The sequence below is a fragment of the Staphylococcus sp. FSL K6-0223 genome, assembly GCF_038008285.1.
Map to the genome: position 1 here is coordinate 306,729 of NZ_JBBOYX010000003.1, position 24,544 is coordinate 331,272.

Consider the following 24,544-nt stretch of genomic DNA (forward strand, 5'->3'; position numbering starts at 1 on the left):
AAGCCGCACACCCAAATAAGTTGTTATTATTATTTTCTCTTACGTCCACGAACGATAAGTTTGTCTGATGATTTTTTACCACGACGTGTTTTCTTACCAAGAGTTGGTTTACCCCATGGTGACATTGGAGATGGTCTACCGATTGGTGCACGACCTTCACCACCACCGTGTGGGTGATCGTTAGGGTTCATAACAGAACCACGAACTGTTGGGCGAACGCCTTTCCATCTAGAACGTCCAGCTTTACCAACGTTAACAAGTTCATGTTGTAAGTTACCAACTTGACCGATAGTAGCACGGCAAGTAGATAAGATCATACGTACTTCACCAGATCTTAATCTGATTAATACATATTTACCTTCTTTACCTAATACTTGTGAGCTAGCACCAGCTGAACGAGCAAGTTGTCCACCTTTTCCTGGTTTTAACTCAATGTTATGAATTACAGTACCAACTGGAATGTCTTGTAGTGGTAAAGCATTACCTACTTTAATATCAGCTTCTGAACCACTTTCAACAGTTTGACCTACTTGTAATCCTTTAGGTGCGATGATATAGCGTTTTTCACCATCAGCATATACTAATAAAGCAATGTTTGCTGAACGGTTTGGATCATATTGAATTGAATCTACTTTAGCAGTGATTCCATCTTTATTACGTTTGAAATCGATAACACGGTATTGACGTTTATGTCCTCCACCATGATGGCGAACAGTCAATTTACCTTGGTTGTTACGTCCCGCTCTTTTCGGTAGCGGTTGTAATAATGACTTTTCAGGTGTTGTCTTTGTGATTTCTGCGAAATCCAAAGTAGTCATATTACGACGACCATTTGTTATTGGCTTATATTTTTTAAGAGCCATTGTCGCTTACCTCCTTATTGGTAATTTATTTTTAGTTAAATAAGTCGATTGAACCTTCTTTTAATTTAACAATCGCTTTTCTTCTTTTATTTGTATAGCCTTGATAACGGCCCATACGTTTTTTCTTAGGTTTATAGTTCATGATATTAACACTTTCAACTTTTACATCGAAGATTTCTTCTACAGCAATTTTGACTTGTGTTTTATTAACACGAGTATCAACGTCGAAAGTATATTTATCTTCTGCCATAGCTTCTGAAGATTTCTCAGTGATTACGGGGCGCTTAAGAATATCTCTTGCTTCCATTATCCGAGCACCTCCTCAACTTTTTTAGCAGCAGCTTCAGTGATTACTACACTGTCAGCGCTTGTAATATCTAAAACGTTTAATCCTTGTGCAGTTGAAACTTGTACTCCAGGGATGTTGCGTGCTGATAATTCAACATTTACATCTTCGTCTTCAGTAACAACTAAAACTTTTTTTGGTTGTTCAAGAGTAGATAAAACATTTTTGAATTCTTTTGTTTTTGGAGCGTCAAAACCGAAAGAATCAACAACTGTAAATCCATTTTCTTGAACTTTGAAAGATAATGCAGAACGTAAAGCTAAACGACGCATTTTCTTAGGCATTTTGTATGAATAACTTCTTGGAGTTGGTCCGAATACGATACCACCACCGCGCCATTGTGGAGCACGGATTGTACCTTGACGTGCACGACCTGTTCCTTTTTGTCTCCATGGTTTACGTCCGCCACCACGTACAGCTGAACGATTTTTAACAGCGTGTGTACCTTGGCGTAATGACGCACGTTGTAAGTTAATAGCTTCGAAAAGAACGCTATTATTAGGTTCAATAGCGAATACTGAATCGCTTAATTCAACTGAACCAGATTTAGATCCGTCTACTTTTAAAACATCATAATTAGCCATTATGCAATTTCCTCCTTTCGCTTCTTGAATTATTTATTACCTTTTTTAATTGAAGTTGTGATTTCTACTAAGCCTTTTTTAGGTCCAGGTACGTTACCTTTAACTAAAATTACGCTATTGTCAGTGTCTACTTGAACGACTTCTAAGTTTTGAACAGTTACAGTGTTTCCACCCATGCGACCTGGCATTTTTTGTCCTTTAAATACTCTTGAAGCGTCTGAAGCCATACCTACAGAACCTGGCGCTCTGTGGAAATGAGAACCGTGACCCATTGGTCCACGTGCTTGACCATGACGTTTGATAGCACCTTGGAAACCTTTACCTTTTGAAACACCTGTAACATCAATGATGTCACCAGTTTCAAATGTATCAACTGAGACTTCTTGACCTACTTCGTATTCGTCAACGTTAACGTTGCGGAATTCACGAATGAAGCGCTTAGGTGCTGTGTCAGCTTTTTTAGCGTGACCTTCAGCTGGCTTATTTGCATATTTATTAGATTTAGAACCTTTTTTATATGCTTGTTTGTCTTCAAATCCAACTTGGATTGCGTTGTAACCGTCAACTTCTTCAGTTTTCTTTTGTAATACAACGTTTTGGCTTGCTTCTACTACTGTTACTGGGATTAATTCACCGTTTTCACCGAAAACTTGTGTCATCCCGATTTTTCTTCCTAAGATTCCTTTGGTCATCGAAAGTCCACCTCCTAAAAATTTCTATTATAATTTAATTTCGATGTCTACACCTGAAGGTAAGTTTAAGCCCATAAGAGCATCAACTGTTTTAGGTGTTGGGTTAACAATATCGATTAAACGTTTGTGAGTACGTTGTTCGAATTGTTCACGAGAATCTTTGTACTTATGCACGGCACGAATGATTGTATAAACTGATTTTTCAGTTGGTAACGGAATTGGTCCAGAAACATCTGCACCAGAACGTTTTGCAGTTTCAACAATTTTCTCTGCTGATTGATCAATCACACGATGATCATAAGCTTTTAATCTGATTCTGATTTTTTGTTTTGCCATAATTTTCCCTCCTTGTTCGTCTACATTTAAGTGATAGACTTCTCCACGAAAACTATCTCACACAACGCCATGGCAAAGCGGCCGGGTGTGTCAGTAACCTTTCGCTTCATCGCTTTTCATAAAGTCCAACATTAGATATGTTACATGAAAAACACCGATAAATCAAGGTTTTTCAGTAACTTTCTATATATCTGTCTAACACATACTTGATTATTGTACTTGAAATAAAGAGCTTGTTCAACCGTTTTATTGAAATTTTTTACTTTTATTTTAGTTCATTTCCTAAACGGAAACATATTAATATATTTATAATGTTAGCTTTAATATAATAGGAAGAGAATAGGAGTGATTAGATGAAAAACGGAGTTAAAATGACTTTAGCAATTTTAGGGGTTTTCCTTATCGTTTGTGAATTTTTCTATGGGATTCCTTTTTTAGGTGGTAGTGTCATTTTAAGTTTTGGTTGGCAACCATTATTACTTAATGCATTTCTCTATCTTATTATTACAATTATTTTATTTGTAGATACTCAAAATTCTATTAAACCAATGGTTATTATACCGATTTTAGGTATCGTAGGATCATTTATTGCATTTATCCCAGTAGTTGGTATGGTAGTACATTGGATTTTATTCTTCTTAATGATATTTTTTGTATTCATTGTTTTATCTGCTCCAACTTATCTACCAAATAAAGATGCTCGAGTTATCTACACTCAATATAAGAACGATAATAGAGAAAAAGAAGAAATTCATAGATAAATATCACTTATAATAGTAGAAAAAGGTCGGCCCATATATGGGTCGACCTTTTTTATTATTTATGAACAAACACAAAGTAAAGTATAAATAATGCCATGAGTACATACATAATAGGATGTACTTCTTTATGTCTTTTGGTGATAACCATTGTAAGTGGATAGAATATAAATCCACACGCAATACCTGTAGCAATTGAATATGATAAAGGCATCATAATAATGGTAATAAATGCAGGAACCGCAACTTCAAATCGCTTCCAATTGATTTCAGCAAAGTTAGAAGCCATTAACACACCTACAACTACTAAAGCAGGCGTAGTCACAGCACTTGTAACCACTTCGATAAGTGGACTGAAGAATAGTGCAAGTAAGAAACAAATACCAGTTACAATACTAGCAAAACCTGTACGGGCACCTACCGCTACACCTGATGTAGATTCTATGTATGAAGTAGTAGTTGTTGTACCAAAAATTGCTCCCACAATCGTAGCAAGTGAATCTGAGAAAAGCGCTCTTCCTGCTCTAGGTAATTTATTATCTTTCATGATACCAGCTTGTGTTGCAACAGCTACAAGTGTACCTGCCGTATCAAAGAAGTCAATGAATAAAAATGTTAAAATGACGATTAAAAATTGAACTGTGAATAATTGACCAGGATCTTTAAATGATTCAAACGCTACACCAAAAGTTGGTTTAATACTAGGAATATGACCTACAATTCCTGATGGAGTATGGATTTGACCTGTAATCATACCTACAATCGCTGTAATAATCATCCCTATAAATATAGAACCTGGTACTTTTTTAGCGTATAAAATAACAGTAATTATAATTCCAAATATCGCTAATAATACTGGCGCTTTAGTTAAGTGACCAAGTGTAACAAGTGTTGAATCATTTTTAATAATGATTCCAGAACTTTGAAGTCCTACAAAGGTGATAAACAATCCTATACCTGCTGAAACAGCCATTTTCATCTGATAAGGTATAGCATTAATAATGATTTCCCTTAATCCTGTGGCAGTTAAGATAGCAAAGAACACCCCAGAGAAAAGTACGCCGGTTAAACCTACCTTCCATGGAATTCCCATAGTGAGCACAACAGTAAATGCGAAGAAAGCATTTAATCCCATTCCTGGCGCTAAGGCTATTGGATATTTAGCGATAAGTCCCATAAATAAAGAACCAACGAAAGCAGCTAATGCAGTGGCAACAAAAATTGCCCCTTGGTCCATTTTCATATCGCTAGAAACACCTTTTACCCCAGCCAAACTTAAAACTTGAGGATTTACGGCAAGGATATAAGCCATAGATAAAAACGTCGTGATACCACCTAAAATTTCATTTCTATAATTTGTTCCATGCTTATCGAACTGAAAGTATTTTTTCACGGTAAATGCTCCTTTATTTGAAATACTTTAATATTTTAATACCTAAATTCACAAAAAACAATACCAAAAACGAACCTTTGGTTATATTTATATTTTTTCGTTCGCTATTTTTTAAAGTTTTAAATTTTTTAAAGCGTCTTTAAATGGATTATTATCTATCTCTTCTGTATTATTCATATATTTCTTCATTTCTTTACGTGAAACTTTACCGTTAGTTTTCTCTTTCATACGCTTATTCATTTGAGCTTGTGTTTCAGAATGACCACAAACACATCTGTATACTGCCTCTTTCCCTCTTCCAAATAAAGTCATTTTCTTCTTACAATTAGGACAACGCGCATTCGTTTTACGTTGAACATTTTTCTTAGTTTTACAAGAAGGATCTTGGCATACAAGCATTTGACCATTTTTAGTTTTTACTTTGATCATGAATTTACCACATGTAGGACATTCGGTCGTAGTTAAATTATCATGTTTATATTTTTGTTCATTATTTTTAATTTTGTCTACAATTTGTTTAGTGAAGTCTTTCATTTCGTTCATGAATTTCTGAGAGTTATATTTCCCTTGTTCAATAAGAATCAACTTTTCTTCCCACTGAGCAGTTAAAAGAGGTGATGTTAATTGATCAGGCGATAACTCTAAAATTTGTTTACCTTTAGATGTAACTTTGATTTTACCATCTCTTGATTCAAGTGCATTCATATTAAAAAGCTTATCAATAATGTCTGCACGAGTTGCAACTGTCCCTATTCCTCCAGTTTGTTTAAGAGTTTGAGCATACTTTTTATTACTAAAATTAATATAATTTTGTGGATTTTCCATCGCTTTTAATAGAGAACCTTCATTAAAATAATCAGGTGCTTTCGTTTCATGTTCATGAATATTCACTTTTTGAACTTTGAACTTAAGATTTTTAGTAAATCGATGTGATGATGTTTGACGTAATTCCTCTTCTTTAAGTGCCTTAAAACCTAATTGTTTAGGAATGTTTTCTTTCAATGTAAAAATTAAATCTTTTATACCAAAGTTAATCACAACATTTTCATATTCGTAAGGTTTCATTAAAGTTTCTAAAAATCTTTGAACAATAATTGTATAAATTTTTAATTCTCGTTGACTGAGTTGATCAAGTGATGGTCTTACTTCCGTAGGTATAATGGCATGGTGATCTGATACTTTTCCATCATTAAATATATTCATTTTAGGTGAAAATGACTGACTCATAAGTTCTCGCACATGGGCTTTATATTCAGTAGCGAGTAAGGCTTGTAAACGTTCCTTAATCGTATCCACCATATCATTCGTTAAATAATTAGAGTCAGTACGTGGATACGTCACAATTTTATGTCTTTCATATAAGTTTTGTAATGTATTTAACGTGTCCTTCGGTCCCATTTTAAAACGTCGATACGCGTCTTGTTGTAAATCCGTTAAATTATATAACATTTGTGGGTACATTTTCTTATGCTTAGTTTTTATATCTAATATTTTGCCTTCTTGGTTTTTTACTTGTTGTGCAATTGCTTCTAAATCTTCTTTATTTTTATATCGTTTATTTGAATCTAATTGAAAGTCGTACCCATCTACCCTAATTGATAATGTATAGTACTTCTCAGGTTGGAAATGATTGATTTCTTCCTGTCTAGATTGCACTAATTGTATAGTTGGTGTTTGAACACGTCCTAGTGATAATTGTGCATCATACTTTGTTGTCAGCGCACGTGTGGCATTAATACCTACAATCCAATCCGCTTCACTCCTCGCTAATGCTGCCTGATAAAGACTATGATAAGCACGTCCATCTTTTAAATGTTTAAATCCATTCTGAATGGCCTTCTTAGTTACCGAACTAATCCATAACCGTTGAATTGGTTTCTTGTTGCCAACTTTATCAAGTATGAGCCTTGCGACAAGTTCCCCTTCTCGCCCCGCATCAGTTGCTATAATGATGTTGTTCACCTTTTTATCCATTATTAATGATTTAACAGTTTTAAATTGCTTACTCGTTTTACCAATAACAATAGTCTTCATATGTTTAGGTATAATAGGTAAATCCTCAAGTTTCCATTCTTTATATGAAACATCATATTGTTCTGGTGTTGCATTTGTGACTAAATGGCCTAATGCCCAAGTCACGATATATTTTTCATTCTCAATATATCCATTCTTTTTCTGCTTGATATTTAATGCCTCAGCTATATCTCGAGCTACCGAAGGCTTTTCAGCTAATATTAAGGATTTCATGATAACTTCCCTTTCTGAAAATGAATTTGACGTTAGCTTAATTTTTACAATAATAATTTTTGAATCGTAAAGAAGAACTCTCTCAAAATTTTTTTTCAAAATTAAACTTATTCATTCATTGAATAGTATTAGTCATATTGTAACATGTGTATCTATCGATAAACTTTCATTTCTTTATAAATATAATATAATTGAAGAAAGACTATAAGAGGCGGAGGTAGAATGATGAATATCGTTCAATTGCGTGAACCACAAGAAATAAAAGCATTTATAGACTCATCTCGTTACCTATCAACATCTTATTTATATAAACTACCTCAAGAATATGAGGATTTTGACACATTATTAAATGAAGCTATTACTCATCCAGGCGTGATTGCAATGACTGAAAATAATCAAATTCAAGCGTTGATACTTGCTTTCTCATATGATAATCATCGGTACAAAATAATAGGACCATTTATTGCACAAGACTTTACTTTGACTGATAATCAATTCAAATTACTGTTTGATAAATTGATAGAACAACAACCGGATGAATCCATATTCAACTTTTCATTTGAAGAAGGTGTACAAGAATATAAAACCTATATGAAGACAATCCATGCAAGTTATAATTTTACTGATTATTATTTGGAAGCACAAAAAGACCTTGGAGATTATTTTAATAATCAAAATATCATCGAATATCAAAAAGGTTTCTATCGTGCATTTAGCAAATTACATATGATGACCTTTAAACATAACGCAATGACTCCGGATGAAATTATAGAATCACTAGATGAACATAATCGATTATTTATATTTGTAAGTGAAGGTCTATTGAAGGGGTATTTATACTTACAAGTCGATACTGAACGCAACAATGCCGAAATTAAGTACTTTAGTTCCCATATGGATTATCGACTCAAAGGGATTGCTTTTGACTTACTTGAGTATGCTTTGAAATACGCTTTCGAGCATTATACTATTCACAAAGTCTACTTTAAAATACGTAATAAAAATAGCAAATTGGTTGAACGTTTCAACGAGTTGGGCTTCCAAATTAACTATGAATATAAGAAATATAAATTTGAACCTAGACATTTGCACCAGGATTTCTCAAGTTGATTAGTACTTTTTCTCATAATTAATTTTATACTTTAACCGTAAACGACTGTTTATAAATATCTTGTATACATAGAGTGTTTATAGACTTAACTTAGTTTACGGTTTTTTATTAGACATTTCTCAAACTTTTACTTTGAGTTGTCATTCGTAAGTTTTTGTTTTTTACTTATCAAATATTTTGATTTAGAATAATTTCAAGTGTTAAAGAGTACACTTAATTAAGTTTTTTAGGAGAGTGAGTAATAAGTGCAATTTTTAGACTTTCTCATCGCACTATTACCAGCCCTGTTTTGGGGTAGTGTTGTAATTATAAATGTGTTTGTAGGTGGTGGACCCTACAATCAAATCCGTGGAACGACTTTAGGTACTCTAATTGTCGGTATCGGTTTACTATTAACTGGTAATGCTGCTTTTGATAATTTAACAGTTATTATTGTAGGTTTAATCTCTGGTGCGCTTTGGGCCTTTGGTCAAGGTAATCAGTTAAAATCTGTTAACTTAATAGGCGTTTCAAAGACGATGCCTATTTCTACAGGAATGCAACTTGTTGGTACTACTCTATTTAGTGCCATTTTCTTAGGAGAATGGAGCACCATGGTTCAAGTTGTAATGGGCCTCATCGCAATGGTTTTACTAGTGGTTGGTATTGCTCTAACATCACTTAAAGCTAAAAATGAAGGCACATCCAATAATCCAGAATTCAAAAAAGCAATGGGTATCTTGCTTATTTCAACTATTGGTTACGTAGGCTATGTTGTTCTTGGAGATATTTTCGGAGTCAGTGGTACTGATGCCCTATTCTTCCAATCAATCGGTATGGCCATCGGTGGATTTATTCTCTCTATGAATCATCAAACTTCTATTAAATCTACTGCATTGAATTTAATACCTGGTGTAGTATGGGGTATTGGTAACTTATTTATGTTCTACTCACAACCTAAAGTTGGTGTAGCCACAAGCTTCTCATTATCACAATTACTTGTTATCGTTTCTACTTTAGGTGGTATCTTTATTTTAGGTGAGAAAAAAGATCGTCGCCAAATGATTGGTATATGGTCAGGTATCATTGTGATAATCATCGCATCAATTATTCTAGGTAACTTGAAATAAAACGTTAGGGGGACGTAAAATGTTTAAAGAATTAGAAAACAAAGTAGTTGTTATTACTGGAGCTGGTAGTGGTATTGGTAAATCATTTGCCGAAAACTTTGGGAAAGCTAAATCTAAAGTAGTATTAAACTATCGCTCTGATCGTCATTTAGATGAAATAGATGAACTAAAAAATACGATTCAAAATGCTGGCGGACAAGCTATTGCAGTTCAAGGTGATGTTGCTGTAGAAGAAGATGTTAAAAATCTTGTTCAATCAGCAGTTGATCAATTTGGTACATTAGATATTATGATTAACAATGCTGGTTTTGAAAAACCAATCCCAACACATGAAATGTCTAATGCTGAATGGCAAAAAGTCATAGATATTAACTTAACAGGTGCATTTACAGGTTCTCGTGAGGCGATTAATCAATTTCTTAAAGAAAATAAAAAAGGTGTCATAATCAATACCTCAAGCGTTCATGACACAATTCCTTGGCCTAACTATGTCAATTACGCTGCAAGTAAAGGCGGATTAAAGTTAATGATGGAAACTATGTCAATGGAATATGCTCAGTATGGTATTCGTATCAATAATATTTCTCCAGGCGCCATTGTCACTGAACATACTCGAGAAAAATTTTCTGATCCTAAAACACGTGAAGAAACGTTAGAAATGATCCCAGCACGTGAAATTGGTGAAGCTCAAGATATTTCAAACGTCGCATTATTTTTAGCCTCTGATTTAGCAAGCTATATTCATGGTACAACTATTTATGTTGACGGTGGTATGACTAATTATCCAGCATTTATGGGTGGTAAAGGATAACCCCTTTTTAAATTCACACTCAAAAAAGCATGCGAAGACTTTTTATAAGTCATTCGCATGCTTTTTTCATATATTACTATTAGATTTTATTTTTTAAAAATGAATGAACAAACAACTAAACAAAAAGTGCTTGATAAACATATAGAATAACAATACTAATTATTATAGTTAAGTTAGTGACCATCCCTACAAATGGCAACGTCTTATACTTAAATTGAATGGAGTAAGGTATGATAGCTACACCTACTGGTAAGAGCCATGTAATTAATAACGTCGTCTTAACCATTGGATCTGATACCGGTAAAAAGAAATGTACAAGTGTTCCTGCTACAATAGCTAAACCATAATGCAAGCAAAGATACTTAATCGTTACAGGTAAGTATTCTCTATCAATGCTAAAGCTCAACATAACACCTAGTAATATCATAGATAATGGCATATTAGCTTTAGAAAGAATGCTGAAGAAGTCTATAGCTGGCTTCCATATATGAATATTAGACATATTTAGTGTAAACATAACGATATATGTTACTAATGGTACAGACTGAATCAATTTCTTCCCTAAAAATTTAAAATTGAATTGGTCTCCACCTTCACTGAAATAACTTCCCACAAAGTATGTCAAACCGAACATAATCATTGCCCCACCAATATCAGCCATTCCAAAATATACCATACCTTTTTCTGGCCAAATAGCATTAACTAAAGGATACGCGAACAGACCGATATTCATTGAACCTGTCATCATTCCTACAGAACCACGCATTTGGTTACTATACTTCCTAAAGAACCATATCACAATGATTTTGGCAACAATACCATAGACTATCATCATGATTGGTAAGATTGAGAATGACATATTTAGGTCAGCACTATTTAAGTTAACGATGACAAGAGAAGGTAATGTGACGTTTAATACAAGCGTTGAAAGAACTTGACTATCAGTTGCTTTTAAATAATTAATGCGCTTAAGAAAATAACCGAGCGCAATAAGTAATATAATCATGACAAATTGTTCAGTCACATCTATACCTTCTTTCTATGGATTTTCATTTTTACAGTTGATAACTTTAACATATTTCTCACAATTTTTAGAAGCGTCTTGTTTCGTGATATAATCTAATTTAAATATAGTTACTAAACAATTTCAATGATAAAAGGAGATTTGTTTCTATGGATTTAGAATCTAAATTAACAGAACTAAAATATGATTATGTACGATTACAAAATGATTTAGATAAAAAGGAATCGCTTAATCAAAATGTTGATCCACTACTAAAACAGCTAGAAGATATTGAACAACAAATTTCTGACATTCGAGCTAAAATGAATGAGTAATTTAATGGTAGACAGAAATTTAAAATTTAGTTATTACAAATTAAATGTTAGACATAAATGAGAACAAGACTTTTCTTTAATCATTTATTGACAATGAGCATATTCAAATTAACTTACATATGAATTATCAAACATCCTAGTCATCAATTTTTGAACGTGCTAATATATAATTCGTAAAAGAAAGGATGTCCCAGATGCAATTTTATCTAATTTTGTTGCCCATTTTATACTTAATTGTCGCATATATTAGTATTTTTAAAATGCACTCGATTTTCACGAGAATTTTAAGAATTATTATGGGTATTTTATTATTGTTCGTCGTTGCGATTACGACGCTACAATTTCCGAAAGAAAATTGGTGGGTATTTATCGTGTTATTACTCCTAGTTGGTAACATTGAGGTTACAGGCTTTAAAGAACTTAAAGGCGATAAAAAAGGTGTTAACATTTTAAATATCATTTCAATTATTTTGATAGTAATTTATGTAATTTTAACGCTATTTTTATATTAAAAAATATGAAAATCGACTTAGGCTATAATATGAGGATGCCTAAGTCGATTTTTTCTATTTATTATTCAATTTTCTAGAAAGTTTATTCTTTAGGGTGAACAAGATTTCGTAAATAACTGGAACGACGATGAGTGTCAATATTGTTGAAGAAACTAAACCGCCTATTACAGTAGCTGCCAATCCTTTTGAAATAAGAATTGAACTATCTTGACCAAATAATAATGGAATTAATGCACCAATTGTTGCTATTGCAGTCATTAAAATAGGTCTGATACGAGTGCCACCCGCTTCAATCAATGCTTCTTTCATTTCCAAACCATTCTTCTCATTGTTTATTACTCGGTCAATTAAGACAATTGCATTAGTTACCACAATACCTATAAGCATCAACATACCAATTAAACTTGGTACGGAAATTGTTTCGCCAGTTATAACAAGAGCTAATACAACACCTACAACGGTAAATGGTAATGAGAAGAGTATTGTAAATGGAGCTAGGCCACCTTTAAAAGTAATGACAAGTATTAAATAAACAATAATAATAGCAGCTAACATAGCTATAGCTAATTGAGACATCGCCGTATTAATATCATCTGTCGCACCACCAACATTCATTTTAACGTTGTTCGGTTTATGAATGTCATTTAGTTGAGACATGACTTCGCGAGACTTACCTCCGACATCTTTATCAGAAACTTTACCTGTCACAGTCGTTGCATAGTCTCCATCTTCTTGCGTTAACTTACTTGGTGTCGTAGTTTTCTGTAATGAAGCTATTTTACTTAATTTAATTGTTCCACCTGTTGGTTTTTTCAATTCTATATTATTCAGTTTCTTCGGAGACCAATCAGTTTGCTTATTCTGTTTAACTTTAACATCAATTTTCTTGCCTTTATCTTTAACTGTAGTAATTGTCTTTTCAGGCAAGTTCTCATTAAGATTCATAGCTAATTGACTTGCCGAAATACCATTATCTGCAGCCTTATTCTGATCTACTTTAATTTCATATTGATCATATGTTTGTGATAAATCTGATTTAACATTTACGATACCATCAATATTTTTCATTTTCTTCTCGATATTTTCAACCGTATCTTTAATTGCTTCTGGTGAAGGACCTTTTACAGTCACTTCTATTGAATCATTACCTGCACCAGTTCCTAAATCCTGATTTTTCCAATCTCCTGGTTGCTTAAACGTCTCAATGTGTTTAAGCACTTTATCTGGTTCCTCATCAAAGTGAGGTGTATTTGAATCATATTTAACCATAATTGCCATACTATTTGTGCTACCTGTTGGATCTTGAGGTGTCGGTCCTCCAACAGAATATTGTACGGTTTGAACTTTATCTTTACTATCTAAGTATTTTTGTACTTCCTTCGCATGATTTAAAACTGACTTTTCAGTTTCCCCAGGTTTGGGTGTATAAGTTAATGCTAAGAATTTATTATCCCCAGATGAAATATAGCTTGTTCCTAATGTTGTCGCACCTAAACCAATACTACCAATCAGAATCACTATACTAATCACAATGACTATCCATTTATGATTGAGTGACCATTTTAGTATTCGTCTATATTCTTTGCTAATCACACCTAAACCTTCACGCTGACGCTTCGTTTTCACACCTTTTCTGAAAAGTGTAGAACCTAAAGCCGGCACAACCGTAATGGAAACAAGGAGTGACGCTAAAAGACTAAATGTGATAGCCAGCGCAAATGGTCTAAACATTTCACCGACGGAACCTGATACAAAGACAAGTGGTAAAAATACGACAATTGTCACTAAAGTAGAGGACATGATAGGTTTAAATACTTCAGTTGTCGCATTTATTATTAAATTTTCACCTTTCATTGTCTCATTGGAATCTGATAGTCTACGATAAATATTTTCAACTACGACGATAGAGTCATCAATCACACGTCCTATTGCGACAGTTAATGCACCTAATGTCAGAATATTTAATGATACATTACTTAACTTTAAAGCCACCATAGCTATTAGAATGGACAATGGGATTGATACTACTGAAATAGCTGTTGTTCTAATATTACGTAAGAATAGAAGAATTACTATAATAGCGACAATCGTACCTAAAGCTGCTTTTTCTACCATGGTATAAAGGGAATCTTCAATGGGTTTAGCTGTATCCATCGTCTTCGTTGACGTCATACCCTTATTATTCTTAACAAATTCATCTACTTTTTTCTGAACTTCTTTGGCAACTTGAACAGTATTAGCATCTTGAGATTTCATAATTTGTAAGTTAACTGCGTCTTTACCATTCGTTTTAGATATTGAAGTTCGATTATCTCCTACAGAAACGTCAGCTAAGTCTTTTAAGCTTACTGATGGCATTTTCCCATTACTACTTGCCATTTTTGATCCTGATTGAGAAGAGTTGGTATTTTCTTTAGGCATTAAGCTGTCATTATCAGAATCGCTACTATTATTAGAATCATTACTACTTTGATTGCCTTGTCCTGCTATGGATAAAGGAATCTTTAGATTTTTTAAAGCATTAACTGATTTAAATTGACCGTCAACGACAAGCGATTTATCAGTTTTACCAAATTGGAATAACCCTAACGGTGTTTCACGAGTAGCAGTTTTTATGTAATTTTCGACATCATCAGCAGTTAACCCTTTATCATCTAGAGCATCTTGCTTAAATTTAAGTGTTACTTCACGATTAGTTTGACCATTTAATTGAGCATTTTGTACACCATTAATCGTTTGTAATTTAGGAATAAGTTGTTGATTAAGCTCTTTAGTTACATCTTTTAAGTCATGTTTATTACTTGTAAATGAATATGCAACGATTGGAAAGGCATCCATAGAGTTTCGAGTTAATTCCGGATCTCCCACTCCGTCTTTAAATTTAATTTTATCAATTTCTTTTTTTAGTTGTTCTTCAGCTTTATCCATATCTGTGCCATCATTATATTCAACTGTTACAATTGATGCATTCTGTATGGATTCTGTCTTCACACTCTTTACATAAGCCAAGGAACGTACTTGATTATCTATTTTCCTACTAATTTCATCTTCAGTTGATTGAGGGGTAGCACCAGGCATAGTAGTTTGAACAGAAATCATCGGATTCTCAACATCTGGTAAAAGTTCGAGTTTTAATTTTGCACTCGAATAAATCCCGCCTAAGATGACTAAAACAACCATTAAAAATATAGCGAATTTATTACCTAGCGAGAACTGTAATAACTTTTTAATCATTCTAGTATTCCCTTCTATATTAAAAATTATATTAGTAAAAAAATCTGAACGATCTAGTTGAGTCACAGAAGCGTTCAGATTTTTGTTGCATTATTTACCTTTTAGTTTACGTGATAATTTAATCTTAGCTTTAGTTAAACGAGGTTTTACTTGTTCAATCAATTGATATAGCGGTTGATTAAGGACATAATCAAATTCACCTATTTTTTCACTTAAATATGTGCCCCAAACACGCTTAAATGCCCATAATCCATAATGTTCTGAATCTTTATCTGGATTATTATCAGTTCCACCAAAATCATACGTGGTAGCACCGTGCTCTCGAGCATACTTCATCATTTCGAATTGCATATGATGATTTGGTAAGAAATCACGGAAATCATTTGAAGAGGCACCATATAGATAATATGACTTATTACCTGCGAACATCAATAATGCACCCGATAAATAGATGCCATTTGGATGTTCTTTTTCAAGCTCTGTTAAATTCACTTTTAGTTCATGCGTTTTCTTAATTTTATTTTCAGCATCGTTTATTTTATTTAATGTTTTTTTGTCTTGCTTTTTCTGTTGTAGCTTTTCTTTTTCTACTGAAAGATTATCTAAGTCTTTATTAACTTGTTCTAAAACTGGCTTAGGTTCTAATTTCACTAAGAAAAGTTCTGCATCTCCATCTTCATGTAATGCATCATAAATATTTTCAAAGTAACTAATATCACGCGTTAAGAACCCATCTCGTTCACCTGTAATTTTCATCAAATTAGCGAAAGTTTTTAAGCCCTCACGTCCAGTACGTTCAACTTTAGTACCTCGTTTAAGTGCTAAACGTACTTTAGAACGATTGCGTCGTTCAAAACTTTGGATAAGTTCATCGTCAGATTTATCGATAGGCGTAATCATTGTCATTCTAGGTTGAATATAATCCTTTGATAATCCTTCTTTGAACCCTTTATGTTTAAATCCTAAATCACGAAGGTTTTTTAAAGCCTCTGCGCCTTTATCAACCTCAACGTCAGGATCAATTTTGATTGCATAAGCTTTCTCTTCTTTAGCTACCTGTTTAGCAATTTCCAACAGTGTCTCTAAAGCTTCTTTATTATTATAATCAGTTACAAAACCTCTTGATATATAGCATAAAGTGAATGGTAATTTAGGTATTTTTTTGAATAGTAATTGTCCTACACCTTTAATTTCACCATTTTCACCAACCGCAATTCGTCTTGAGTACCATCCAGTTAATTTCTTAGTATCTGCCCATTTAGATAATTGCAGTAAGTCGCCATTTGGATGAGATTTTACAAATGCGTCATGTTCTTGATTAGTGATATTCATCTTTTCCATGCTTTATAATATCTCCTTTATTTTACAGTAATTTTAATTATACATCCTAACCTTGATACTGTCGATTAAGGACGTTATAAACCTTTTAGTTATGTCTATACAGTGTTGCTTGTTATAATGATGATTATTATTAGATAAAGAGGTTTTCTTAATGAGAAAAGTCATTCTATTCTTATTTATCATTTTAAACTTATTAGCTATTATAACATCGTTAGCTCAACCGCTCACTGTATCAAATTTTAGTTTGAGAGTAATGTTTGTAGCATTATCATTTGTTTTATCTATTTTCTTCTCACTTATAAGAACATCTCGTTTTGACACCATTTTAAGTATGATTTCAGTAATCATTGCATTCATTCACATTGCAATCATTGCTCAAAGTACTTATGAATACCTATATTAATTTATAGGTTCAAAGCGATATTTTGCACCTCTAATTATTATAGAATATGGTGATGTGGCTTCAGAATCTTTAATTACTAGAGTGTGATAGCCTGGGTCTTTTCCATCCTCAATTCTAAAAAGGATATCATCATCCGCTAAAATGAGGTCAGTATACGTATCAGTTTCATCTACAACTTTCATGTCATACCATTTAATCCAATTGTCTACTGTTAAGTTGCGTTTTTCACTACTCACAACAAGCGTTTCTATTGAAAATTGCTTCTGATACAAGTCTTTTAAACTTTCTTCTTTATATGCTTCACTCTCATCCCATTGAATGAAGAATGGAGGTTTAACATTATAGCTAGGATCTGCTATATATAAAAGTTGCCATCCTACTTTATCCCCTTTTTTATTTTCTCTTTCCATACGAACAGGTCCTATGACATCAATATTTTTCTTTTGTAAAGTTGCTTTAACTTCTTCTATGTTTTTAGTTCGCAAACAAATTGTCTTGAACCCTTGATTAAAGTCATCTTGGGCTATTTTAGTAGCAAATGAGACACGTCCCTCTTCTGTTTTAGCTACTTTCTTAAGTTTTTCTTTATCTTCAACATCTAGCAATTCAATATAATTACCATTAATATAAGATAACTGGTTATACGTACCAAATTGATGATGTTTCCCACCATTATGTAACTTTAATAATTTCCCAGGAAATTCAAATTGATTGAGTTGATCAATGTAATGAATAATGTGATCAAACTTAAGCTCCATCAACCTTCCCCCTCTACCTATAATTAATTTTTATTTTAACAAAAAGCGTGCCATTTTACTTTAAATATCTAAAAGAATAAAAAGGTATTGCAATATTCATATATTAGTCATATAATATTTCTTGCGTTCAAAAAGGTTAGCTAAGCTAACTAAATATCATGAATGAGGTGCTATTAATGTTAAACAATGCTTTCTTCAATAGTTTTATAGGTGTATACAGACCATACACAAAATTAACTCAACCGATTTTAGATAAACATGATATTCATACTGGGCAATGGCTTGTTTTAAGAGACATAGCAAATTTTCAACCAACTACATTAGTAAAAATTTCTAATCGACGTTCTATCGAAAAACCAACTACTCGTAAAATAGTTAAAGTACTCCTTGATAACAAATGGATTAGTACAGAACAAGGTAGTGATAAGAGAGAGAAATTACTAAGACTAACCACTGAAGGACAAGCCTTGTTTGAAACTATAAATAAAGAAATTTCGGTAATACAAAAAGATATTATAAAGAAAGTAGGCTTAACAGAAGCACAACTAACAGAAATTACAAAAGTTATGTCTCAAATACATGAGACACTTATTAAGGAGGAAAAATAATGAACGAAGCGATACCTACTAAAGATCCCATATTTACTAAAAGCTTTAATCTCAATTTTGTAATTAACTTTTTCGTATATTTATGTATGTATCTTTTGATAGTAGTCATAGCTGGTTATAGTAAAACAGAATTTCATGCTTCTGATTCACTTGCTGGGCTGGTCGTAGGTTTATTCATAGTTGGCTCACTTATTGGACGATTTATCACAGGAAAATACGTTAACTCTTTTGGGCCAAAAAAGATACTCATTTTCGGATTAATTTGTTTAATCATTACTCAATTACTTTACTTCATTCCGGGTTCAGTGTGGTTCTTGATGATAGTAAGATTACTTAACGGTATTGCTACTGCAATCGCTACTACCGCAACAGGTACCATTGCTGCTTACGTGACACCACCTACACGTAAAAGTGAAGGAATTAGTTTATTTTCTTTAAGCTTAGTTTTGGGTACAGCGATTGGTCCTTTCTTCGGCATGTTGCTAATGAATTCATTTTCAATTCAAATTCTATTTATGATTTGTGTAATATTAGGAGTATTGAGTGGTTTACTATCACTCTTTATAAAAATTGATTTTAAAACTGTTGCATCTAAAAATGATACGTCTAATCGAAAAGCATTTAGTTTGGGGAATTTTATCGCAAAAGAAGCAATTCCTGTTGCGATTGTCATGATGTTAATTGGTGTCACATACGCTGCGATTCTCACTTACTTACAAGCATTTGCAGTTGAAAGAAACTTAGTAACTGCCGCAAGTTACTTCTTCATATTTTATGCAGTAGCTTCACTTGTGACACGCCCAATTGCAGGTCGATTAATGGATGATAAAAATGAAAATGTAGTTGTTTATCCTGCATTTATTTTCTTAATCATAAGTTTTGCAATGTTAATGTTTAGTTTTGATGGCTGGGTATTACTCATTGCTGGTATTGCATTAGGTATCGGGTATGGTAACTTATCTTCATCAATGCAAGCCATTGCAATTAAAGTATCACCTTCAACGAAGTATGGCTTAGCTACATCAACTTATTTTATTGGTTTAGATATCGGTATTGGCTTCGGACCATCATTCCTAGGCCTTTTCACACATATGATTACTTATAGTCAATTATATGGCATTATGGCAATATTAGGCATAATAACGTTATTCATTTATTTTGTAGTTCATGGTCGTAATGTTAAACATCAATCCATTTAATAGGTTTTAAACTATAAAAGCGCCTATCCCTTATATTTTGGGATAGGCGCTTAATCTATTAATTAGCAATACTAATTGTTTCAATTTCACCAGTCATTTTATCTAATAATTTCTTTTGTTTAGCATCAAAGAAATAGAATACTTGTCTTTCATCTGTTTCAGAACGTAATTTAGAAATTAACTCTTTTTTGTAAATCTTTCTTATAATTACATCAATTTTACTTGTATCCCATAACATTTCAAAATGTAATGTATCACGGAGTTCTTTACCACTAATCTTAGTATCTGCATAAACTTTGTATAAAACCACAAATTCTTCAATCGAAATGCGATAAGTCGTCTTTAACCAATGTTTAAGTTGACTTAATTCTCTTTCAGATGCGATAAAACGTTGTACTTTGTTACTCATAATAAAATGCCTCCTAATGTTGATTCTTAGATGTTATGTTTGCATTATAAAATTCAATTGCTTAACTTTATTATATAACAAAGTTTGCATTTAATCTATTACAAATATTAAAATAGCGTCTAAATCTTGTTAATAATTTAAACATTTTAAACAATCAGTTATATATTGAAAGGCATATAAAATATCTAAATAGATTTTGCTATAGCTATGTTACATAATTAAACGCTTTAAAATATAAACATTTAAAATTAAAACAACACACAATAGTTAATTTGAAGCTATAAAGCGAAAATCGCCAGACTCTAAAAAGTTTGGCGACACAAAATGAGGAGTTAATAAGGAATTCCAATCTTCTTTGACTAGATACAGTTGTCTATGAAATACTCTGTTGGTCTGGCTACTATCCTCCGATATAATTCATATTTATTTTTTTACGTTTGCGATTAGCAACAGTTTGTTCTGTTCGTTCATCAGAATATCGGTCATCTCGAATATGCCACAGCGCTTTGAATTGTTCTTTTAATTCTTCATCTGTTGCTCCAGATCTCATGAATGCTTTAACGTTAAATCCATCCACAGTAGCAAATAAACATCCGTAAAATTTACCATCTGATGAGAGTCGTGCTCGAGTACATGTAGAACAGAATGATTGAGACACACTAGTTATCAAACCAAACTTCGCTCCGTTATCATTATGCCTATAATATTTAGCCACTTCTCCAAAATATTTAGGTTCTAGTGGCTCAATATTAAAATGTTCTTCAATCATATTTAGCATTTCATCTTTGGTAACAACTTTACTAAAATCCCAACCATTGTCGTTACCAACATCCATAAATTCTATAAATCGAATTTCAATCTGCTTATCTTTAAAATAGTCTATCATTGGTATGATTTGGTCATCATTCACACCTTTTTGTATGACGACATTCACTTTAACGTGAAATCCGATTGAAACTGCATAGTCTATTTGTTCTAAAATAGTAGAAGCTTTAATATTACGGTTATTAATTGCTTGGAAAACCTCATCGTCAATCGCATCTAAACTTACATTAATCCGTCGAAGTCCTGCATCATAGAGATTTTGGCCATGTTTCTTTAAAAGCAAGCCATTTGTCGTTAAGCCAATATCCTCAATACCCTCAATCTCATTAAGCTGTTCAATCAATTCATATAAATTACGACGTAATAAAGGTTCGCCTCCAGTGATTCTAATCTTTTTGACACCTAATTCAGCATAAATACGTGAGATACGAGTCATTTCTTCAAAAGTTAGTAGCTCTTCTTTAGGTAAAAAGACAAAATCATCTCCAAATATCTCTTTAGGCATACAGTAATCACACCTAAAGTTACATCTATCTGTGACAGATAACCTTAAATCACGTATAGGTCGGCCTAATTTATCTTTAATTTGCTCTACTACCATATTTGGGCCTCCTTAATTTCTTATCTTCGTTTTTAGAGAGTCCAAGTCTTGCTGATAGTTAATATTGTCGTACCAATAATGAGGAGAATGAATTTCAGAAACGTCTAACCAGTCAGTGGATAATTGATTGTACACATGTCGCAAACTATAGTCATCTGATTGCAAAGCTGCCTCTATCGTTTTCAATGCATGCGGACTATAAAAGGCAATCGTGGGTATTTTTGTTTCTGCATCTTTAAAAGCCGCAATATCTAAGTGATCCTCAATGAGATGAGAAATCATAAACTGATATAATCCACTAATAGCTTTACTTGTAATCATAGGTGTATCAACTGAAACTACAAAGAATAATTCCTCATCTGAATATTGTTTCATTACTGAATAAATTCCTGCTAATGGACCCTTATTTCTACTATTATTATCGTCAATAACAACATTTTGATGTTCAAATAAAGGCGCTAATTGTTCATTGGTGCTAATAATAACCTCATTAAACATATTTGTTGAAGTCAAAGTGTTTATGATTTTTTTATAAAATGGTTGCCCTTCTATTTCTGCAAATGCTTTAGGTTTACCAAAGCGTTCAGAATGACCACCTGCTAATATAATTGCTTTCACTAAACTTAACCTCCACTAACTGGTGGAATAAGTGCTACAGTATCTTGAGGTTGTACAATATCATCTTTTCTGACAAACTCCTCATTCACTGCGACTTGAAATTTTTTACTTTCAATTTCCGGATGTTGTTCAAACAGATATGCTTCAAATTCTTGAACTGTCATCGTTTTTTGAGTATCTATCTCTTCAGATGATTGATTCAAAATTTCTTTCAATTCTGCGAAGTAAAGTACTTTCATAATGTTCTCCCCCTCTTCGCTTCTTGATGGGTACCCTTTTGGTGGCCTTGCCACTCTTCACCATCTTCCCAAATTTCTTTTTTCCATATAGGAACAATTTCTTTTATGCGTTCAATTGCATACTCATTTGCTTGATAAGCATCTTTTCTATGTGGTGAAGATACCGCTATAAGCACTGCGATATCAGAAATTTGTAACGGTCCGATACGATGCACAATTGTAGTTATCGTGCCGGGCCAACGTTGCTTAATTTCATCGCCAATTTGGGCTAGTTTCTTCTCTGCCATAGGAGTATAAGCTTCATATTCTAGATATTCTGTTCGAACTCCCTTTGTCCATTCTCTAACATGACCAGTAAAAACCACAACTGCACCTTGATGTTCATTAAGTGTGTAATCTCTGTATAGCTCAGTTTGAATCGGTTCAGTCACGATTTCAAATTGCTTCATTAATTTTTCAATCCTTCTATCTTAATCAATTCTAACAATGCAATCTCAAATTTTTCATAAACATTTGATTCGTTCAAATTGATAGTGAAACATACATTGGTTAGTTTAGATAACATTTCTAAGTCGCTATCATCTCTATGTACAACAACTTTTTTGAACGGTTCTTCTTTAAAACCTTCTACCAAGATGATATTACAATCAATTGTAACAGATTCTTTAATAATATCAGTAAGATTCTGTTTACTTATACGTGTTACTGTTTGTTGAAATGTTTCACCTTGTACAATGCTTTGATCAGCGCCTGCATTAAAATGTTTCATGTGATCAACATCATCATTTTGAAGTGTAATATCATTACCCAAATGGCCATGATGTTTAATTGTCGCTACAGTAAATCCTTTTTCTTTTAGAAATGAAACCGCATGTGCCATTAAAGTTGTCTTTCCTGAATCTTTATATCCTACAATTTGTATAATCACAACAACAATTCCTCTTCAAACGCATTAGATTCTGTAAGTATTACATCCACCGTGTGCCCTGCTTTGAATCCTCGTGTTCCACTAGGTAACATAATCATCGCATTGGCATGTGCAATCGCTACAACAGCACCTGATTTATTAAAACCTGAAGGGACAACTGTAGTACCTGAATGTGTTAAAGTCGCTTTAGCTCTGATAAAACGAGTAAAAGGATTAGGCTTAGTAAAATCTTCCATAAGTGTCGCTTTGATTATTTGAGGATAACACTCACTTGCGCCTATCAATTTATTAACAGCTGGTTTAACGTATAATTCAAAGCCAGTAAAACAAGCTGAAGGATTCCCAGATAAACCAAATAAATATTGTCCATTACTAAATGCGACTGTTGTAACACTTCCTGGTCTTTGAGCAACCTTATTAAATAAGACATTTGCATCTATCGCTTTATATATTTCTGGTAGATAATCGAAATCACCTACTGACACACCACCTGTAGTAATTACGATATCATGTTGAGATAAAGCATCTTTAACTACTTGAATGCTACTTTCCAGATTATCCTGTTGTAATTGATATGTGCCTACTTCTAAACCAATTTTTTCAGCTAACGCTTTAATCATAGGTCCGTTTGAATTTCTAATCTTACCAGGTTCTAATTCATCTTCTACATCTAACAACTCACTACCTGTCGCTATAATTGCTACGCTTGGTTTAATCGTTACAGGAACTTGTGTATAGCCATACGTTGCTAATACTGCAATCGCACCAGGATTAATATGTTGTCCTTTTTTAAGTACGATATCTCCAGTTGTCGTTTCTTCGCCTTTTAGTGATATATTTTCAAGATGATCAAACGGCTTACGTATAGTAAAAGTTGATTCAGATTCAATAGTTTGTTCAAACATCACAACTGCATCAGCACCCTCTGGTATTTGCGCACCAGTCATAATACGAACCGCTTGATTTTTCCCTAAAGTCTTAGTTGAGACTGAACCCGCTCCTATATGATCGATAACCTCAAATTCAATGCGATGTTCACCGCTAGCATCTTTAGAATCTTCACTACGTATGGCGAACCCATCATATGGTGACTTATTAAAACGTGGAATATCATACGTTGCAACAATATCTTCTGCAAGAACATGCCCCAAACTTTCATCTAAATCCACTTTCGTAGTACGAATCGACACATTTTGTTTCATTATGCGAGAAATCGCTTCTTTTACTGGAATAGGATTTCTTTTTTCAACTGGCATATTTTCATCTCCAAAAATAAATTAT

Annotated in this window: 27 protein-coding genes; 9 read left to right on the forward strand and 18 right to left on the reverse strand. The window is 33.1% G+C overall.

Annotation, left to right across the window (positions count from 1 at the left end; translation table 11 throughout):
• Positions 1 to 29 precede the first annotated feature (29 nt).
• The 5 genes from rplB to rpsJ are packed head-to-tail and all read right to left on the reverse strand — an operon-like array spanning position 30 to position 2,821.
• Positions 30 to 863, reverse strand: coding sequence for a 50S ribosomal protein L2 (gene rplB, locus MHI13_RS18800; protein WP_002432890.1), 834 nt, complete (start codon positions 861 to 863; stop codon positions 30 to 32).
• 31 nt (positions 864 to 894) lie between these two features.
• Positions 895 to 1,170: a 50S ribosomal protein L23 gene (gene rplW / locus MHI13_RS18805; RefSeq protein WP_002432715.1), complete on the reverse strand. Its 276-nt coding sequence runs from the start codon at positions 1,168 to 1,170 to the stop codon at positions 895 to 897.
• The gene (gene rplD / locus MHI13_RS18810; protein WP_002432772.1) at positions 1,170 to 1,793 is read right to left on the reverse strand and encodes a 50S ribosomal protein L4; all 624 of its coding nucleotides are present in this window, start codon (positions 1,791 to 1,793) and stop codon (positions 1,170 to 1,172) included. The genes rplW and rplD overlap by 1 nt, the downstream gene beginning before the upstream one ends.
• Positions 1,794 to 1,822: 29 nt before the next feature.
• The gene (gene rplC, locus MHI13_RS18815; RefSeq protein ID WP_002453788.1) at positions 1,823 to 2,485 is read right to left on the reverse strand and encodes a 50S ribosomal protein L3; all 663 of its coding nucleotides are present in this window, start codon (positions 2,483 to 2,485) and stop codon (positions 1,823 to 1,825) included.
• Between the two features lie 27 nt (positions 2,486 to 2,512).
• Complete coding sequence (gene rpsJ, locus MHI13_RS18820; protein WP_001118667.1) at positions 2,513 to 2,821, reverse strand: 30S ribosomal protein S10; 309 nt, start codon at positions 2,819 to 2,821, stop codon at positions 2,513 to 2,515.
• Positions 2,822 to 3,174: 353 nt separating this feature from the next.
• On the opposite strand from rpsJ, the gene MHI13_RS18825 reads away from it, so the two are divergent.
• Positions 3,175 to 3,582 (forward strand): hypothetical protein, encoded by a 408-nt coding sequence (locus tag MHI13_RS18825; RefSeq protein ID WP_064210208.1) that lies wholly within the window; start codon positions 3,175 to 3,177, stop codon positions 3,580 to 3,582.
• 55 nt (positions 3,583 to 3,637) lie between these two features.
• On the opposite strand, the gene MHI13_RS18830 is transcribed toward MHI13_RS18825, so the two are convergent.
• Entirely contained in the window at positions 3,638 to 4,972 is a 1,335-nt protein-coding gene (locus MHI13_RS18830; RefSeq protein WP_002432350.1) for an NCS2 family permease, read from the reverse strand.
• 111 nt (positions 4,973 to 5,083) lie between these two features.
• Complete coding sequence (locus tag MHI13_RS18835) at positions 5,084 to 7,219, reverse strand: DNA topoisomerase III (RefSeq protein ID WP_064210207.1); 2,136 nt, start codon at positions 7,217 to 7,219, stop codon at positions 5,084 to 5,086.
• Positions 7,220 to 7,444: 225 nt separating this feature from the next.
• Between MHI13_RS18835 and MHI13_RS18840 the strand changes: the two genes are divergently transcribed.
• The 3 genes from MHI13_RS18840 to MHI13_RS18850 all read left to right on the forward strand — a co-directional run bounded on the left by MHI13_RS18840 (position 7,445) and on the right by MHI13_RS18850 (position 10,250).
• Positions 7,445 to 8,329, forward strand: coding sequence for a GNAT family N-acetyltransferase (locus MHI13_RS18840; protein WP_064210232.1), 885 nt, complete (start codon positions 7,445 to 7,447; stop codon positions 8,327 to 8,329).
• A gap of 246 nt (positions 8,330 to 8,575) precedes the next feature.
• Positions 8,576 to 9,439, forward strand: a complete 864-nt coding sequence (locus MHI13_RS18845) for a GRP family sugar transporter (RefSeq protein ID WP_047796573.1) — start codon at positions 8,576 to 8,578, stop codon at positions 9,437 to 9,439.
• A 19-nt stretch (positions 9,440 to 9,458) separates the two neighbouring features.
• Positions 9,459 to 10,250 (forward strand): glucose 1-dehydrogenase, encoded by a 792-nt coding sequence (locus tag MHI13_RS18850; RefSeq protein ID WP_002469711.1) that lies wholly within the window; start codon positions 9,459 to 9,461, stop codon positions 10,248 to 10,250.
• A 115-nt stretch (positions 10,251 to 10,365) separates the two neighbouring features.
• Here the strand turns inward: MHI13_RS18850 and MHI13_RS18855 are convergent, their stop codons facing one another.
• Positions 10,366 to 11,274, reverse strand: coding sequence for an AEC family transporter (locus MHI13_RS18855; protein ID WP_064210206.1), 909 nt, complete (start codon positions 11,272 to 11,274; stop codon positions 10,366 to 10,368).
• A 149-nt stretch (positions 11,275 to 11,423) separates the two neighbouring features.
• Between MHI13_RS18855 and MHI13_RS18860 the strand changes: the two genes are divergently transcribed.
• Together MHI13_RS18860 and mspA are read left to right on the forward strand one after the other, a co-directional pair.
• The gene (locus MHI13_RS18860; RefSeq protein ID WP_002432795.1) at positions 11,424 to 11,588 is read left to right on the forward strand and encodes an SE1832 family protein; all 165 of its coding nucleotides are present in this window, start codon (positions 11,424 to 11,426) and stop codon (positions 11,586 to 11,588) included.
• A gap of 194 nt (positions 11,589 to 11,782) precedes the next feature.
• Entirely contained in the window at positions 11,783 to 12,100 is a 318-nt protein-coding gene (mspA, locus tag MHI13_RS18865) for a membrane stabilizing protein MspA (protein WP_002432960.1), read from the forward strand.
• 54 nt (positions 12,101 to 12,154) lie between these two features.
• Here the strand turns inward: mspA and MHI13_RS18870 are convergent, their stop codons facing one another.
• Entirely contained in the window at positions 12,155 to 15,334 is a 3,180-nt protein-coding gene (locus MHI13_RS18870) for an efflux RND transporter permease subunit (protein WP_064210204.1), read from the reverse strand.
• Between the two features lie 90 nt (positions 15,335 to 15,424).
• A complete protein-coding gene (locus MHI13_RS18875; protein WP_064210203.1) occupies positions 15,425 to 16,675 on the reverse strand; it encodes a lipid II:glycine glycyltransferase FemX in 1,251 nt (416 codons plus the stop codon).
• A 151-nt stretch (positions 16,676 to 16,826) separates the two neighbouring features.
• Between MHI13_RS18875 and MHI13_RS18880 the strand changes: the two genes are divergently transcribed.
• A complete protein-coding gene (locus MHI13_RS18880; RefSeq protein ID WP_002432919.1) occupies positions 16,827 to 17,078 on the forward strand; it encodes a hypothetical protein in 252 nt (83 codons plus the stop codon).
• Here MHI13_RS18880 and MHI13_RS18885 read toward each other — a convergent pair.
• Positions 17,075 to 17,836: a VOC family protein gene (locus tag MHI13_RS18885; protein WP_002453796.1), complete on the reverse strand. Its 762-nt coding sequence runs from the start codon at positions 17,834 to 17,836 to the stop codon at positions 17,075 to 17,077. The two genes, MHI13_RS18880 and MHI13_RS18885, sit on opposite strands and share 4 nt — an antisense overlap.
• Positions 17,837 to 18,003: 167 nt before the next feature.
• Between MHI13_RS18885 and MHI13_RS18890 the strand changes: the two genes are divergently transcribed.
• A complete protein-coding gene (locus tag MHI13_RS18890) occupies positions 18,004 to 18,444 on the forward strand; it encodes a MarR family winged helix-turn-helix transcriptional regulator (protein WP_030056887.1) in 441 nt (146 codons plus the stop codon).
• Positions 18,444 to 19,643, forward strand: coding sequence for an MFS transporter (locus MHI13_RS18895; RefSeq protein WP_064210202.1), 1,200 nt, complete (start codon positions 18,444 to 18,446; stop codon positions 19,641 to 19,643). The genes MHI13_RS18890 and MHI13_RS18895 overlap by 1 nt, the downstream gene beginning before the upstream one ends.
• Before the next feature lie 58 nt (positions 19,644 to 19,701).
• On the opposite strand, the gene MHI13_RS18900 is transcribed toward MHI13_RS18895, so the two are convergent.
• The 7 genes from MHI13_RS18900 to MHI13_RS18930 form a co-directional block, all read right to left on the reverse strand.
• Positions 19,702 to 20,052, reverse strand: coding sequence for a SarA family transcriptional regulator (locus MHI13_RS18900; RefSeq protein ID WP_002432752.1), 351 nt, complete (start codon positions 20,050 to 20,052; stop codon positions 19,702 to 19,704).
• 400 nt (positions 20,053 to 20,452) lie between these two features.
• Entirely contained in the window at positions 20,453 to 21,478 is a 1,026-nt protein-coding gene (gene moaA / locus MHI13_RS18905; RefSeq protein WP_064210201.1) for a GTP 3',8-cyclase MoaA, read from the reverse strand.
• A 12-nt stretch (positions 21,479 to 21,490) separates the two neighbouring features.
• Complete coding sequence (gene mobA / locus MHI13_RS18910; protein ID WP_064210200.1) at positions 21,491 to 22,096, reverse strand: molybdenum cofactor guanylyltransferase MobA; 606 nt, start codon at positions 22,094 to 22,096, stop codon at positions 21,491 to 21,493.
• Between the two features lie 5 nt (positions 22,097 to 22,101).
• The gene (gene moaD / locus MHI13_RS18915) at positions 22,102 to 22,335 is read right to left on the reverse strand and encodes a molybdopterin converting factor subunit 1 (protein WP_002432537.1); all 234 of its coding nucleotides are present in this window, start codon (positions 22,333 to 22,335) and stop codon (positions 22,102 to 22,104) included.
• Entirely contained in the window at positions 22,332 to 22,784 is a 453-nt protein-coding gene (locus MHI13_RS18920) for a molybdenum cofactor biosynthesis protein MoaE (RefSeq protein WP_037550003.1), read from the reverse strand. The genes moaD and MHI13_RS18920 overlap by 4 nt, the downstream gene beginning before the upstream one ends.
• On the reverse strand, positions 22,784 to 23,263 hold the full coding sequence (gene mobB, locus MHI13_RS18925) for a molybdopterin-guanine dinucleotide biosynthesis protein B (protein ID WP_064210199.1): 480 nt from the start codon (positions 23,261 to 23,263) through the stop codon (positions 22,784 to 22,786). The genes MHI13_RS18920 and mobB overlap by 1 nt, the downstream gene beginning before the upstream one ends.
• Complete coding sequence (locus MHI13_RS18930) at positions 23,260 to 24,519, reverse strand: molybdopterin molybdotransferase MoeA (protein WP_064210198.1); 1,260 nt, start codon at positions 24,517 to 24,519, stop codon at positions 23,260 to 23,262. The genes mobB and MHI13_RS18930 overlap by 4 nt, the downstream gene beginning before the upstream one ends.
• Positions 24,520 to 24,544: the final 25 nt, after the last annotated feature.